The organism is Pedobacter sp. ASV28, assembly GCF_016428855.1.
GTDB lineage: Bacteria > Bacteroidota > Bacteroidia > Sphingobacteriales > Sphingobacteriaceae > Pedobacter.
Genome location: NZ_JAELTN010000033.1, coordinates 1 through 17,012, shown reverse-complemented (window position 1 = coordinate 17,012; position 17,012 = coordinate 1). Strand labels below are relative to the sequence as shown.

At 38.4% G+C, this 17,012-nt stretch carries 8 protein-coding genes; 6 read left to right on the top strand and 2 right to left on the bottom strand.

The window, feature by feature from the left end:
• Window positions 1-138: 138 nt before the first annotated feature.
• Together JHD79_RS13180 and JHD79_RS13175 are read right to left on the bottom strand one after the other, a co-directional pair.
• Window positions 139-3,306 (bottom strand): SusC/RagA family TonB-linked outer membrane protein, encoded by a 3,168-nt coding sequence (locus JHD79_RS13180; RefSeq protein WP_199119750.1) that lies wholly within the window; start codon window positions 3,304-3,306, stop codon window positions 139-141.
• The gene (locus tag JHD79_RS13175; RefSeq protein WP_199119748.1) at window positions 3,303-3,929 is read right to left on the bottom strand and encodes a TlpA disulfide reductase family protein; all 627 of its coding nucleotides are present in this window, start codon (window positions 3,927-3,929) and stop codon (window positions 3,303-3,305) included. The genes JHD79_RS13180 and JHD79_RS13175 overlap by 4 nt, the downstream gene beginning before the upstream one ends.
• A gap of 2,041 nt (window positions 3,930-5,970) precedes the next feature.
• Here JHD79_RS13175 and JHD79_RS13170 point away from each other — a divergent pair.
• The 6 genes from JHD79_RS13170 (at window position 5,971) to JHD79_RS13145 (ending at window position 16,579) form a co-directional block, all read left to right on the top strand.
• Window positions 5,971-6,525 (top strand): hypothetical protein, encoded by a 555-nt coding sequence (locus JHD79_RS13170; RefSeq protein WP_199119746.1) that lies wholly within the window; start codon window positions 5,971-5,973, stop codon window positions 6,523-6,525.
• 153 nt (window positions 6,526-6,678) lie between these two features.
• Complete coding sequence (locus tag JHD79_RS13165) at window positions 6,679-7,662, top strand: hypothetical protein (RefSeq protein WP_199119744.1); 984 nt, start codon at window positions 6,679-6,681, stop codon at window positions 7,660-7,662.
• A 536-nt stretch (window positions 7,663-8,198) separates the two neighbouring features.
• The gene (locus JHD79_RS13160; protein WP_199119742.1) at window positions 8,199-8,951 is read left to right on the top strand and encodes an abortive infection system antitoxin AbiGi family protein; all 753 of its coding nucleotides are present in this window, start codon (window positions 8,199-8,201) and stop codon (window positions 8,949-8,951) included.
• A gap of 26 nt (window positions 8,952-8,977) precedes the next feature.
• Window positions 8,978-11,476 (top strand): DrmE family protein, encoded by a 2,499-nt coding sequence (locus JHD79_RS13155; protein WP_199119740.1) that lies wholly within the window; start codon window positions 8,978-8,980, stop codon window positions 11,474-11,476.
• On the top strand, window positions 11,476-13,212 hold the full coding sequence (locus JHD79_RS13150; protein WP_199119738.1) for a nuclease-related domain-containing DEAD/DEAH box helicase: 1,737 nt from the start codon (window positions 11,476-11,478) through the stop codon (window positions 13,210-13,212). Before JHD79_RS13155 ends, JHD79_RS13150 begins: the two co-directional genes overlap by 1 nt.
• Before the next feature lies 1 nt (window position 13,213).
• A complete protein-coding gene (locus JHD79_RS13145) occupies window positions 13,214-16,579 on the top strand; it encodes a helicase-related protein (RefSeq protein ID WP_199119736.1) in 3,366 nt (1,121 codons plus the stop codon).
• Window positions 16,580-17,012 lie beyond the last annotated feature (433 nt).

Below are 17,012 nucleotides of genomic sequence, written 5' to 3'. Positions count from 1 at the left end.
GCTGTCGCTAACGCGTGTCCAACTTTTTCCTATGGCTGAAAAAGTAGGCAAAAAAGCCACGGCTGCGCCCTGTTCAGCTCTGTGAAGGCCTGAGTTACTCGTATAGCTAGATCGGTTCCATTAGACATAATTATCGTATTAAAAATCTAGTTTAAGCCCAAGGGCATAGGTTTTGGAGATCGGAAAAAAGTTACCCCTATAGTATTCCGGGTCTATATTTTTGTTGTTCGCCCGCCACAGAATACCCAAGTTTGAGGCGTTAAAACTCATCTGTATTCTTTTAATCCACGTTTTTGCCAATGGCAATTGATAGGTTAAATTGATGTATTGTAACCTTACGTGATCGCCTTTTTCTACCAATACCGAGGAGCCGTTGTAAAAAGCATCCCTTCCTGCCACATTAGGATAAAGGAAAGCGGGCACTATGGTATTTGCCTCATCGCCGGGAGCTTGCCAACGCAAGGCATAATCTGCATGGCCCTGTCCGTTATTGATGAGATTGCCATAGTTGATGGAGTTGCGCTTAAAGTAATAACCCGCTTTGAAACTGATGCTTGTCTGCAAGCTGAACGCACCATAACTGAACCTATTTTGAAGGTTACCAAACCAAGTAGGCAAAGAGGCACCGCTAAAATCGAGCTCGTTAATGGAGGTTCCAGTTCCTATGATGCTGTTATAATTGTAGCTAGGCTGGCCGTTAAGGTAGCCAATAGGATTACCATTGGCATCGAGGCCATCGGTACGGTAGGTAAATACACTGTACACGGGTTTGCCTACAATGCCCGTGATCTGCGCTGCCGCACCAGCCACGTAGTTGCTTGCCGCCGCAGATGCAACGTAGTATGCTGTTACCTTATTGGTATTATGGCTAATGTTGTATTGGGTCTGCCAATTGAAGCGACCAGCAACATTGAGTACATTCAATTGAAGGTCTACACCTTGCCCCCTTATACTCGCTACATTCCTAACAATAGTTGCACCTACACCTGTGGTATAATCAATTGGATAAGCACTGAAAAGATCCTTTCCATCCTTGATGTAATAATCTATACTTCCAGAAAGCCTATTTCCAAAAGCTTTGAGATCGAGCCCCAAGTTAAGCGTACGTATGGTTTCCCATTTCAGGTCGGGATTGAACTTCCTATCTACATAGGCATAGGCACTTTGTGTAAAGGGCGAGGTGCCGCCATACATGATGGTGGTAACCGCCGTACGTGAGGGATCGGCATTACCTGAAAAACCATAGGTAAGCCTTAGCTTTAGGTAGTCTATGGCCTTGAAGTTGTAGAAAGGTTCGCTACTTGCCTGCCAACCCAAGCCTATAGACCATAAGGGCTTCCACTTGTCGTTAATATTTACACCAAAAAGGTTGGATGCATCTCTTCTGATACTGCTGTAAAGTGCATAGCGTTGGAGATAATCATAGCTAAAGTTACCATAGACGCTGATGAACCTATTGAGGTAGCGTCTATCTGACTGACCATCGGGAATAATCGCTCTAGCCCCTGTTACATAGGTCGTATATTGGTTGACGTAATCTACAGCTATGCCTAATAGTTGCTCGCTATTATAGCCGTATTGCCTAGTGGCATTGGATTCAGTTTCGTTCTGCCTACGTTCGGCACCTGCCATGAAGTTGAAGCCATGTTTGCCAAAGCTACGTTTGTAATCGAGCTGTGCCCTTAGGTCGGTTGCCTTGAAGCTGGACCACTGTCTGTCCATGATATCGCCCATGGGCAATGGATAGCTTGCCGTAGTTGCGGTAAGCTGCGTAAAACGGTTGATCAGGTTGTTTGCCATGTAACCGCCAAGCTGCTGAAGATTTTGACTTTGGCTGGGCTGATTTTGGTACCTGCCCGTGAGGCTTAACTTGAGCCCTTTCCATTGGTAGGCAATGGCGGCGTTCAGGTTCAGATCTGAGGTATTGGTTTTTATGGTATTGTAGCTGTAATCGGTTAGCGGATAGTATTTCCAATCCAACAACCTACTATCTAGTCCAGCTAGATAGCTCAGTCTGTAGTCACGTGCCAACGGCAGGGCATTGCCCTCGGCATCTGCCAGTTGTGCATAGGGATAAATCTGGTAATTGCCCATCAATACATTCCCATAGGCCTCTTTACCGCTTTTTTTATTGACCATACCATAAGCCAAGCCAAGGTCTAAACGCAGATTTTTAACTGGCGTAAAATGAAGTTGGTAACGCAGGTTTAGCCTATCGTTGCTCTCGGCCAGGGTACCCGTTGCCGCATCATAGCCCAGCGTAGCAATCCATGCATAATTGCTGCCCCCCGCCTGTGCCGTTAAGTTGTACTGCTGTATAGCCGCTGACTGATAGATGTACTTTTCATAGTCGTTTCTAACCTCCAAACTTCTGAACCCGTTGATGATATTTTCTTTTTGTGATGCCGTTAATGAAGTATTGTACATGGTTTCTACCACCGGACTTAAGGGGGTTCTGGCTACGCTGTTGTACTCGTTTAGGTACTTATTGGCGGCGAAGAGCCTTAGTTCTACATCGATGAAATCGGATGTGGCCATTTGCGGGATATAGAACAGATTTGGTTTTGTGGTGTAGGTATTGGCCGCATTGGCATTGATGGTTAGGGACTGGTTCTGTTTTCCTTTTTTGGTGGTGATGACCATAACGCCATTGCCCGCCCTACTGCCCCAAACCGAAGTTGCAGCAGCATCTTTGAGCACGGTGATACTTTCTACATCGTTGGGGTTTAGCAAATCGAGATCTCCCTCATAGGGAAAGTTATCTACCACTACCAACATCTGCGATGGACCACTAAGTGTACCTGGGCCGCGAAGCATCAGGTTGTTACGGTTGCTGCTCTCCCGATCTACCATGAGGCCGTTACCTATAGCCTCTAGTCTTGTGGTAATGTTATAGCTGATCTGTTCGGCCAGTTGCTGCTGCCCGATGACCTGATAAGCACCAACGGAATGCTCTTTTGGCAATACCTGATAGCCCGTACTGATGTTGACCGTCTCCAATTCCTGTACCTTGTTCCTTAATGTAATATTGACATTGGACAGTGGTAATGTGAGCAGTGTATCTAAAGTATGAAAGTTTACCGCAGCAAAGCTGAGGGCGATTTGCTTTTGGCTTGAGCTGAACTTGAACGTTCCATCATCTGCACTTAAGAGCTCTTGCTTTTGATCCGGAACACTGATTTTGACTTTTCCAATTCCTATCCCGGTACTTCGATCAGTTACCTTGCCACTAAGGGTGTATTGGCCATAGGCCTGTGCCACTGTTGCACCCAACAGGAAGCACACAAATATCCACTTTTTGCTCATGGCCTCTTCTTCGGTTTATTATAACTCTTTATTTCTCGATAGCGCGCCAGCACTGTGGTGAGCATGTAAGGGTTTACATGCGTGGCATCCGTAATAGCGAATACCCTGCCGTTGTGCAGCCATACATAATGTGGCAACATGCGATGTGGAAAGTTCAGGCTCAAAAGAGTATCTGCTAATACCGAGCTTAAGCTATAAGCTTCCAACGTTTGCCCAACCAAAGCCTGGTTGTCCTTGGATTTTTTGGCATTGACCAACAACACCGCAAGTTCATGGGGATATTGATGCTGTAGGCTGTCTAACAAGGAAAATTTCTTAATGCAGCTGCCACACCAGGTTGCCCAGAAATCTAAAACGAGCAGTTTTTCTTTGTAAGTTGCCAGCGTTTGTCTATTTATTTTTCCATTGGCGTAAATGTGATGTTCCTGCTGCCAGAAAGTTTCCGGAAGGAGATCGCCGACATAAAAGGGTTTTATTTCGGTTTGGTCTTGCGCCATTGCCCCAAAATTTAAGCATAGCAATAAGGCTATTAGTACATAAGCTTTCAGCTTTGGCCTTTTAGCTTTCGGCTTTTTTTGGCATAGCATAGCCAGTACGATGTATATCGTTATTTTGTTAGTCATAAATAAGTTAGTTTGTTTTTAGTTGATTGAATACTCCTAAAACCCGCCGCGTTGCATTATTATTATTAACCTAAATTTTTATGGAATAGGCGGCGGGTTTAGTCGCTAACTACACAGGATTCTTTGGTTTGAGCGCGTAAATGCGATCGAATGGGTAATGGTTGTATTTCATATTGTGTTAGTTAAGTTTCATCGTTCCTTCTTCTAAGCATCCTGTCATCCAGAGCGTAGCGAAGGATCTATTTTTCTACTCTACTAATAAATCGGCACTAGTTACGCCGTGGTGACACCTTCATTTTTTCTTGATAAAAAACGAAGCAAAAAATCAAGGCCTGCATAAATCCCCTTGCATTAAGCTAACAAATAGCTCTTATGCGCAAGAAAAATGCGTTTGATCCTTCCGCTGTCTCCCTCACACACTGCTTTCTTGCTTGGTAGTAGTTGCCGAATGGTTCTGCAAAGCAATTTGTTGCTTTCTGCTTCGGCGATATGCTAGGCCGTTCTTCGTTCTTAGCAACATTGCATCCTTGCACTATCCATAGCCCCCCTTTCACCCCTGCGTGTCATGCTAGCCTGTACCGATAAAATGGGTAAGCCTGTCGAAGCATCCAAGTTCATCAGCACTACCCCTTCCCCTCACCGTCATTGCGAGGCCTTGGTTTGAGCGAGCCAGCCTGTCCAGATATTATCGGGATGGCAATCTCCATTTCATTAGTACTGTCCTCCTAAACCGCCATCCCGTGCTCCATACGGGATCTTAATGTGGTAGTTGGTGTTTTTTCTTCTCCTCTACCGATAATCCGATAGCTATCGGATCGGCACAAGTTTTGCCGGAGGAGCATCTTCTTTTCCATTGATGAAAAGAAGCAAAAATCTAGGCTGTACCATCCCTCCTAAAAATTGCCTTCTACAGCTAAATAAAAAGAACTCGCTACGCTCAAACAGCTTTTTATTTTTAACGCTGTAGCAAACAATTTCCTCAACGTCGGTTTGCTGAGGCCGTCCGTCGTTCTTAGCAACGGTATTGCTTTATTACACTGTCCATGTCCCCTCCGATGCATCGGAGCAGGCTCTTTGGAGAGTTTATCCCGACTATTCAGAGGTGTTGGGGGAGGAATTCCAGCACTACCCCTTCCCCTCCCCGTCATTGCGAGGAGTGCAGCGACACGGCAATCTCCATTTCATTAGCACCGCCCTTACCCCTACCGTCATCTTTCCGATCATATCGGAACAGGCTAACCATAGCGGAGAACTGAAAGAAAGCGCAGCTAAATCTTTGTACTTTGCATCAATAATCTTCATCATATTTTTAACCTTATTAATAAATATTTTTAGGCCATACCAGCCCCATGAAGGCGTATTTTACCCGCCTTTACGGGAAACCTTATTGCTTATATAGGGAAATTTGCCTACCTTGGAATTGCGATATACCATTTAAGTGCATCTTTTGGCCTGTAAGCTAAGGGACTGTTAACCAAACAAAATGTAAACCGATCTAAAGAAAATCAGTGCGCTCTCATGCACCCTTCTTTTTATTGGCTATTTTCTGTTTGTGTATCTAGTACGCACTACGATGGTGAACGGATGACGTTCTTTATTAGGATAGATTGGGAAAAACCACACCTAGCCTCCTGGAGGTAACGGTATGGCACGGCGCTTAATTTTTTCGGTTGCATAACGGTATAACTAATTTGATTATGTAACGATGTATACCCTTAAAGCAATGAAGGAACCGAATTGATAGAATCAATAAGACGAACTTCAATGCTTTTGCCAGTGGTACCGTCAAGAACCGCTCAAACCTTTGGTTTGAGTTCCACAAAAGACTTACATGAAGTTCGCCCTATTGAATAAGTATGCGAAGATACAAATTTCAATAGAAAGCGAACCCACGATCGGCTCATGTGGAAATTGACGGTTTCTGGCATGAGTGACATCGTAAAAAGCAAGGTCAAAGCCCCACTCTATTTTGTCGCTATAATTAACTGATAACAAACATAATAATATAAAATATAAAAAACAAACGTTTTCTATTAATTAAATGAAAGAAGTAGTTGTTATTGCAGAATACGCAGATATATTAAGAAGATACATGAAGAAATTTTCTTTAGAAGCTATTGATATAGCGTATTTGGCCAAGTCGATTAAAAAAACTATTTCTGCTGTTTTGGATAATACAGGTAGCATACAACTCGAAACAGCTGAGGCTATAGCTCAATCATTTGGTCTAAGATACTTTGAATTCGGTAATCCCGATCATCCTATCCCCTCTTTTGATTCACTTCCAGAAAAAACCAAACAGCGTATAGCATATAGAAAGGCGGAAGGAACCCCAAAGGAGACTACCTACACACAAAGTGACATTAACCACCAGATCAACGAAGCAATAACAATCTATAAGGTTGGTGATGAGTTTTTAGCAGAGGACATCGCAATTAGCATTTTAGAAGAATATGGAGAAACCTACTCTGTAAGTCAAATTATAGACCGCTTTAAGAAATCTTTTAAGGAAAAAATAGAGAGAACCGAAAGAAAAGATACGGCAAGAGAAGGACGTGGGCCAAAGCCAGTGTTTTATAAATTAGTGAAGAAGTAGGGTTGATGAAGAAGACATGCTTTAAGAGTTTGCACGGTTTGATAAGGAAAAAACCTAAAAGTGAATAACCCAGAGTTGATAAAGAGGTTGAAGGAGTTTGGGGAGGGGTATAAGAAAATGTAAAATTATAAATCTAAACAACAAGTTCTCATTATGTCATATGATATTAAATTAAAGGTATTCACTCTAAGATTGAAGAAGAGTAGAGCTAAAAAAGATCCCAACAGAATGTGGAGTGAGGTGTTCAATCTATATGAAGGAAATGAACAAGAAAAATTTAATGCTTTTTTTAAAGCCTACTTAGAAAGTTTTGAGGGAAAATTTATCACCTACAAAAATTGGCCAAAGGCCATAACTGTACCAGAATTAGACGTGCACTTCAAATCGAAAGAAAGATTATTTTATGGTCAATTTGAAGGCGGCCCCACCAATCAGACTTTCCGTGTCAAGAACTTAGATAACACCGGAGAAGGCCTTCTTATTGAGAAAAACCAAGTTACCTCATCCCCATTTTATTTTATTTTTCATATCCCTGAAAATTCAAACCTTGGGCTGTTAATTGTACAGTCAATGGGAGAGATTCAAATGCACGACATATTACAACTAAACTTTCAATTATTTGTAAAAAACTTAGGTATCGACGTAGCGATAGATTACAACGAAAAGATAACCAAAGAGGCTATTGAAAGCTATAAAAAAGGAAATATAAAATCGATAACAATCAGAAAAAGTGGTTTATCAAAAGATATAGGAGATCATTTATTTACGAAAAAGTACCAAGACTATGGTGATATTAAAATAGAGCTTAAAGTTAGCTTCATGGATCGATTATCTAATGCTTTACTGATAGATGACATTAAGAAAAGTGTTTTAGGAAAAAATCCGCAAATATTTGAAATAGCTGCTCTAGAAACATTAGGAATCGATGAGCAGAGTGATGTCTTTGCTAAATTTGAGCATAAAGGCAGAGAAACAACTGCGAAAGTAGAAGATGGAGTTAAGCTGAGTCCAATATATCATGTTGACTCTAGCGATGTTCCGTTGGATGTCAACAATCACCCTCATCCAACAAAGATGAAAGAGTATCTACTTTCATTTATGAATAAAATGATTATTGAAACAGGTTTAAATTCATAATTATGAGCTATAAAATAGATGTATCAAATATTATCTTAGATCACTTAAGAACGTTGGTCAATAGTGATACTAATAAACCCGACTTTAGAGATTGGCTCTTTTTTCTCTTTATCCCTCTAATACTCTCTGGTTATCTTGTTTACATCGGCTATTGTATCAATGATAATTTATCCAACTCTTTAATTGCTGGTCTTTCTATTTATGTAGGTCTATCAATTAATTTTCTGATGTTAATCTTTGAATTGTCTACGAAAGAATTCTTTAAAACTAATCAACGAAAAACTATCATTAAACAAATAATCGCAAACATAAGTGCTACGACAATATACTCTCTGCTTCTTATAATATTTGCTATTATCGCCCCCATCGTAATCTCTAATATAATTTCATCTAAGATTTTACACTTTTTCCTATACTTTTTCCTTTTTGAATTTATTTTCACCCTATTGATGGTTTTGAAAAGGATTTATCAAGTCTTGCAGGGAACAGTTGAAATATAATTCGGAAAATAACAAGGTGACTAAAACTAGATAAATATGGCAATTAGCGCAAACTCACTTATACATTATACTAGAAAATTCGAATTCTTATTAGGCATATTAAGGAATCGCGGCTTCAAGTTCTCTTATTGTTCTGAGAAATTAAAAACAAGAGGAAGCAAAAATTATACTGCTGCAATCGGAATGGTTTCATTTTGTGATATTCCCATATCTGACTATAAAAAACATTTTTATAATAAAAGGAATACAGGAGACCTAGGTTACTATGGAGATTACGGAATCGGTTTATCAAAAAAATGGGCATCTGAAAAAGGACTTAATCCAGTCCTTTACATTGATCAAAACTCCTTCGTAAGCCATTCTTTAAGGAAAGCATATGAGTCCCTTTTAAACGAAGCAGGGGAGATTATCGACCTAGATGATCACACTCCAATACTATATGCCAAAAACTACGAAGGAGAATTAGTACGCGGTAGCGAAGTTGTCCATAAAAAGTATAGATTTTACGATGAAAGAGAATGGAGGTTAGTTCCAAAGACGGAAAGTATAGCCATGAATCCTCCTATTGTCGATGATAAGAAATATCGATTTAATAAAGATGGTTATAATCAAAGACTTGAGAATTATCTTTTAAAATTTGAATTACAAGATATTTCCTATATAATAGTTAAGGAAACCTCAGAAATTCAATTAGTTTATGAAACCCTCTCATCAATTTTCAATAGAAGTATAATAGATTTACAATCTATAACTATCCTAACATCTGAACAGATTGTTGGAGATTTTTAAAAGCGTAGAAATATACGTATGAGCCTATGCAAGATAAACTTTCATATTCTTATGTAGACCAGCCAGAGGCTTATAAAGCCCCTTCTGTTATGATGGATATACTAGAGCTCATTGTAGATTTCTATTCTAATAATTTATCAAACAAACTTTGCATAGTCTTGCCAGCAAAAGAACTGATTGCACAATGGATTTCTATTCCATATGTGTTATCAATTATTAAGAATGACTTTTCAAAATTCGAAAATGAGATTTATGAAGCTTATAAATCTTACAAAACGGGCGATAAATTAATTTTAAATAATAAAGCTATAGTTGAATGGGTTGGGATAAAACAAAACGGCGCAACTTTTAAAACAAAATCAGAAAAAGAATCATCAGGAGCGGAAATCACCATTAAATTCTCGGATGTTATAAAGCTTCAAACAGCTCCTAACAACAGAAACCGATTATCCCCGTTGAAGCTCGTCAAAAGTGTCTTACCATCAAATGTAAAGACACCAATAGAAAATTTATTAGGTATTCATACTCATGGCAACAAAGAATTTATTAGAAGTAAAGTGTGTTTGATTGGCAAATACGCTGACTTTAAAAAATCGACCAAAAACATTTTAATCAATTCTTTTTCATTAACAGAATATGCTCATCTAGAAAAAATAAAAAATGATGGGACGGTTGATAATAATTCCGCTGTGTTACTTTCAAATAATCTCTCAAACCTAGCCCTATATACAATACAAAATCCTGTTTCTGCAATTATTATTGATGGATTTACAGTTATTCAGGAAAGAGGAACTGATTTTTCTGATATTGATGTGAAAAACATTCCAACTATTCTGATTACTGATTTATCAGAAATTGAAAATTTTGAGTTCATGGGTAATTATGGATTTGAGTTTTTCAACTTCACAAAAGAAAATCTAAATATTGACTGCCATTCAAATAATTCTCCTTTTCACGCTTTCAATAAGAAACTGAAAAAATACACAATATTTAATATTATAAAAGAAGTTTGCCAGAATACAGAACTTGAAACCATAGTTAAGAAAATTCATTCCATTGAAAAGGATGAATTCAATAATGATTTAAATGCGCTAAAAGTTTATCTGATTCAACTTACAAATATTGTTTCAAGAATTTGTCATATTCCGGTTTCCAGTGAAATTTCAGTGCTCAATCAAAAGGTAAATAACCTTGAAACATTGTTTCAGAGAAACAAAATGTGGTTAGGTGATTCTCATAAACCTATTGAAGAAAGTATTTCACTGCTGAAATCAGTTATTGAAAAATTTTTAATACAACCATCAGAGAAATGCACAAAGTTGCAAACACTGATTAGTCAGCACAACTATGACTACATCATTTGCCCGACGGCAGATGAAGTACAGGCGCTCAGAAATTTTTTAGCTGAAAACCTATACAATACAAAGGTAATATCTCTTACAGATATGAATGACAATATGCTTAGTAGTCAACCCGTGAAAGCTATAATCACGGGATGGGCAAAGTCGAAAAACCTAAACAAGATTTTTTCTTCATTTCTGTTTTCCGAACTCACTCTTTTATTTTATCAGTTTGAAAATAATTATTACAACTCTCTGCAAAGGCGAAACAGAAAATACAGCGAGAATGTAAAATCAACTATCACTAGGGATGGTATCCGTTCACCGGAATATTCTGCAGAATCAAAAGGGTTTGAGGATTTATATTCATCCGATGAAGGTATTGAAACGACTTCTGGAAGTCAGTTTGATATTCTGGAATTTGAATTAAAACTTGACAATGTCCAGTATTCCAGATACAAATTGACCGGAAATATAGCTGACAGTGTCAAAGCAAAACGGATTGATTTTGAAAATGACTCTTTCATTTATGCCAGTGAATCACACAAATTACTTGTTATAAATGACTTAATCGAAGGTCAAAAAGACAATACACGTTATTACAGAAAAACAGCAGAAGCATTAAAAACAGGTGATATAATTGCTTTAATAAACACCGACAGAGATATTCTGGCGGAGTTGGTCGAAAAAAACACTACTCATGAAGATTTAACCGCAGTGAAAAAATGGACTAACCTCTGGAAAAATTTACTGAAAGAATACTTCGTCTCAATAGGTAATGACTTCAAAAAACTGATTGAGGATTTACGGGAACATGATTGCAAAAAACATGAAATTACTATCAAAACTTGGTTACAGGATGAAAACAGAATCGGGCCTGATGATGATTCAGATTTAATTAGTATCGCTTTATTAACTAATTCAGACCTTTTGAACGATAATATAATTACAGTGAGGGAGGCCATTAGGAAAATGACCGGATGGAGGATGAAAGCGGCAGATGCTATTATAAAAAAAATCAAATCAAAAATTCATGAATTTGCAGATAGTTCGATTGTAAATAATACAATAGTGATAGAAGACCTAGGAAGTATAACGGTTTTGAAAATAACTGATATTTCAGATAAGTGGGAGAATATTGACGGACGATATATAAACAGATTACTGCAAAAAGATATTATATAATGGCGAAACTATTACCACCATATATAGACAGGAATTGCAAAAGCACAGGCGAGAAAATGATTTTTGAAATTCTCAAAAACAATTCTTTCGCTAAAGATTGGATTGTGCTGCACTCACTGAACCTTTCACAACACACAATACGCCTGTATGGTGAAATTGATTTTTTGATTCTGATTCCAGGAGGTGGAATTTTTGTAATGGAAGTGAAAGGTGGTGATGTAAAATGTATTGACGGAGTTTGGCATTTCATAGACAGGCATGGAAATGTAAACAAGAACAAAAGTCCGTTCAACCAAGCAAGAGACGCAATGTTTTCTTTGCGTTCCGCAATTGAAAAAGAATTTGGCAAAGGACATAAGTTCACAAAAATCTTATCCGGTTTTTTTTGTGCATTCCCCCACATAAGTTTTGACAAGCACAGTGTTGAGTATGAATCATGGCAGATACTTGACAAAGATTCAATCCAAAGCGTAACAGAAAGTTTTTTTAAGAATTTAGTTCAGAAGTTCATTCAAAAGCATAAGGGGCAAAGATGGTTTTCTGAAAAGGATTCTTTGCCTGATAAAAATGATTTGAATTCGCTTTGTGATTTTTTGAGAGGAGATTTTGAAAGAGTGCGAACAGTAAAAGAACGATTAGCGGAGTTTGATAAGGAAGTTAAAAAATACACAGAGGAGCAATACAGAATACTTGATTCGATTCAACTGAATGACAGAAGTGTTACACAAGGAAGTGCGGGCACAGGTAAGACAATGATTGCAATTGAATCAGCGGTGAGAGCAGCAGCAGAAGGCAAAACGGTTTTCCTTACCTGCTATAACCGATTAATTGGTGAATGGATGCAAAAGCAGGTTGAAGAATGGAAAGATAAAATCACTGTTTCAAGTTTACATGGCTTTTTGTTTGAGCAATCCAAAGGATTTGACTATGACAAATCACAGGACAATAAACAGGATTTTTACAGTAAATATTTGCCGACCCTACTAAAAGACATTTATCAAAAAGGGATAAGTAAGAAGTTTGATAAGTTAATAATAGATGAAGGTCAGGACTTAATCAGAGAAGAATATCTGAACCTATTTGATTCAATGGTTGAGGGAGGTTTAGCAAATGGTAATTGGGAAATATTTGGTGACTTTGAGAGGCAAGCAATTTATGCACAGCTTTCAGAAAAAGAAATGTTAGACCTCGTAAAAAGATTTGGAAATTATTCAAGACACCTTTTAACCATCAATTGCCGTAACACAAAACAAGTCGGAGAGGAAACCTGTTTGATTTCGGGTTTTGAGCAACCACCGTTTTTGTTGGAGCATCTCGAAGGAATTCCAGTTGAATACATTTTCTACACTGATGATACACATCAGAAAACTTTGCTTGCGCAGCAACTTCAAAAACTTTCATCAATCAAACTTCCTCTAAATGAGTTGGTGATAATTTCACCAAGAAAATTTGAAAGCTCATGTTCTTATTCTGCTTCAGGTTTTACAATCAGAGAAATAAAAAATAACAATGAGATTTGTCCGGCACAAACTTTTTATGGTTTTGCAACAGTTCAATCCTACAAAGGCATGGAGGGTAATTACATATTGATAACGGACATCGAAGATTTGTCGAGTGAAATTGCAAAGTCATTATTATATGTAGGTATGAGTAGAGCAAGATATGGTTTGATACTTTTCATTTCAGAGAAGATGAGGAATGAATACAGGGAAATTCTAAAACGAAAACTCAATTAGTATGAGAAATGATATTCTTAAATTTATAAAGAAAGAATTGATTGGCCCCGACCCTGTGAAACCACACATACAGGAGAACGGAGAAGAAATTTTATTGAATGAACCGCCACGATTGAGATATGGTGCAGGTGTATTATTTCCAAGAGCAGCCACAATTGAAAAACTTGATTCCACTTCAACCGAAGAAGAAAAGGTTTTGGAAAAACTGGAAGATGAAAAGAAAGAAGTTGATGACCCTGTAACTGCAGAGGACAGCAAAGCTCCTGTTGACATGGCAGAGGACTTTGAAGAAGAAATTGGGCTTGCAAATTCTTTTCTACCATCCGCAATGGGCTTCAGTTGCTTTACAAAAATCCCTAAAGACGGTTTTGCTGTTAAAGTCAATGTTGGAATTTATCAAATCAAGGAATACAGTTATCAGAAGGAGGATGCTACCACAGTAACACGAAAAGCATATTACAGAACTTCACTTGACCAAGAATTTGTTTTGGCTGCAAATGAAATTCCAACACAGCTAGGAAAAAACATTGATAAAGCCCTTGTTGACAAAAACGGAAATAAAATAAATCTTAAACTGAATATCCGCAACAGAACTCACGGAAATGAAACTGGCAGAAACATTCATCTGCTCACATTCACTTTGATAAATCTGCATATCGGAGGAGTAGAGAATATCAGGAATGAAGATTGTTTTTTCCAAGTTTCGTTTTCAGTTAGTGCAACCGAAAAATGTTTTTGCCCTTACAAAGCAGCAGCATCCAAAACCGATAAAGATGATGAGAAATCAAATCTGCTGTTATTCAGGAAGAAAAAAACTTTTGCAGTTGGACACGGTTGCTCGCCATCATGGAACGACAACGATATTGAATTCACAAATTCAATCATAACGGAGGCAATTCCAGTTTATGAAATAAAACCCATCGTTCCGAATGAATTAAAAAGTGTTGAACTGAAAATGTTTGACCTGAGTGATTTGTCAGACAAAGATATTACGGCAAATCTTGTCAAGCTGAATTCAGAATACGAGGCATGGATAAACCAACAGGAAGAAATTGCAAATACTGAATTGGAAGATGAACTTCTTGAAACCGCTTTGCGGCACATTGAAAGTTGCCGATTGTGTTTGCAACGAATGAATGAAGGCGTTGCTATTTTGAACAGCAATGAAAAAGTCAATCGTGCTTTCAGGTTGATGAATCGTGCAATGCTTTTACAGCAACTTCATTACAGCATTGAAACAAGAAACTGGATTCTTGATAAAGGTAGCATCACAGGTTTGAAAAATGCAGTCATTCCTGACATCAATAATAGTTCAACGTGGAAACTAGGGCTTGGAGCGTGGAGACCGTTTCAGCTTGCTTTCATACTGATGAACTTGAATGCAATGTTGGATGCAAACCATGCAGACAGAGAAATGGTTGACTTGATTTGGTTTCCGACAGGCGGAGGAAAAACAGAAGCATATCTGGGTTTGTCAGCGTTTACAATTTTTATGAAAAGATTGAAGGACAAGAATGATTCAGGTACAACTGTGCTGATGCGTTATACATTACGACTACTGACAGCACAACAATTTCAAAGGGCAGCAGCTTTGATTTGTGCTTGTGATAAAATCAGAAAAGAGAACGAGGAAGAATTAGGAACAGCAAGAATTTCAATTGGACTTTGGGTTGGCGAATTGACACCGAACAAAAGAGATGCAGCGAAAAAAGCATTTCAGATAATGGAACAAGGCAGAGAAGAAGAAAACCCTTTCATTGTTCTGAAATGTCCTTGGTGCGGTTCTCAAATGGGTTATTTGAAAGAAGCGAGAACAAACAAGGTGAAGGGCTACAAGAGGAGAAAAGTTGGAACGAAAGAAACAATTGTATATCAGTGCGACAATCAGCAATGTGATTTTTCAAAACCTGATTACAATTTGCCATTGGTTGTTATTGACGAAGATATTTATGACAATCCACCAACACTCTTAATCGGAACAGTTGACAAGTTTGCAATGCTGACATGGAGACCGGAAGCAAAAACACTTTTTGGTTTCAGGGGAAATGAAAGACCGTTTTCTCCACCCGAACTTATTATCCAAGACGAGTTGCATTTGATTTCAGGTCCGTTGGGTTCTATGGTAGGTTTGTATGAAACAATGATTGAAGAACTCTGCACGGCAAACAATGTAAAACCAAAAATTATTGCTTCGTCAGCAACAATCAGCAGAGCCAAGGAACAAATCAATTCGCTTTATGGCAGAGGCACAGGCAATGTAAACATTTTCCCTGCACAATGTTTAGGTGCAGGTGATTCGTTCTTTGCATACGAGGACACAACAAGCACAGGAAGAATATATACGGGCATATTTGCATCTGCATTACCTTCTCATGCAACCGCACAAGTAAGAGTTATTTCTGCATTACTTCAAGCTGTAAAATCAATTCCGGTTGCTGATGAAAAAGAAAGAGACCCTTACTGGACTGCATTGACTTACTTCAACAGTATTCGGGAATTAGGTCATGCCGCTACACTCATTCGTGCAGACATACGGGAATACATGAATTCAATTTGGATTCGGAAGGCAATCAAAGGTGATGAAAGAAGATTTATCAATCGTGATATTGAACTCACAAGCCGTATCAACAGCAATGATATTCCTGAATACCTAGAGCAACTTTCAAAATCATGGACAGGAAATAAATCAGAATATCCGGTTGATGTTTGCCTTGCAACAAACATGATTTCAGTAGGCGTTGACATTCCACGACTAGGCTTAATGACGGTAATCGGGCAACCAAAAACAACTTCCGAATACATTCAGGCAACAAGCCGTGTTGGTCGTTCAAAGAAAGGTCCTGGGCTTGTCTTTACCATTTACAACTGTTCAAAGCCAAGAGACCGTTCACACTTTGAACATTTCCAGGAATACCATTCAAAAATTTACAGCAAGGTTGAACCGACAAGCGTTACTCCTTTTTCAGCACCGGCAAGAGAAAGAGCGTTGCATGCAATCTTAGTTGGGTTGGTTAGATTTTATTCAACAGACCAAAGTTCAATCACGCCAAGACCTTTTCCTCAAAAAGAAATTATTGAAAGAGTAACTCAAATAATTTTTGACAGAGTTCATTTGATTGACGATGAAGAATACGAAAAGACATTGGAACTTATTGAAGAAAAACTGGACTACTGGAAAAATGAATTGCCTCTTGTTTATGGTTCATTCGGACAGCAAACAAATATTCCACTAATGTATCCGGCTGGAACAAATCCATCAGAAGACATAAAGGCAAGAGCATGGTCAACGCCAACATCAATGAGAAATGTTGATTCAACTTGTGAAGCGTATGTTATTCCGGCAGAATACTTAAACATTGACAACTAAAATATGCCAGCTAAAAAACCAATAAGAAGGTCACAGTTAATTTCTCCCTGGGGAGTTGGACAGATGATAAACTTTCCAAAGGATGAATCATTGATGGTTGTCGGACTTGACATGTGGGAAGAAAAATTCAGAACAATTTCTGAGTTGGATGAATTTAAAGTAACCGAAGAACGATTAGCAAAAAGGTTAGGCGTAAAAGAATTCAGATTACCGCCTGATTTCAGAGACCCCGGACCAGGAATTACAAATCCATCATTGAAGATTCCATTCGTAAGATTTCCACGGTGGCACTATTGCACACGATGCGGACACATGGAAAAAGTTTCAATTTACGATTCACAGAAACCGACTTGTTCAGGAGTTTCTTTTGGTTCCTGTCTCTTATACACATCTGACGCTGCCGACGATCGAGCCATAGTGTAGATCTCGGGGG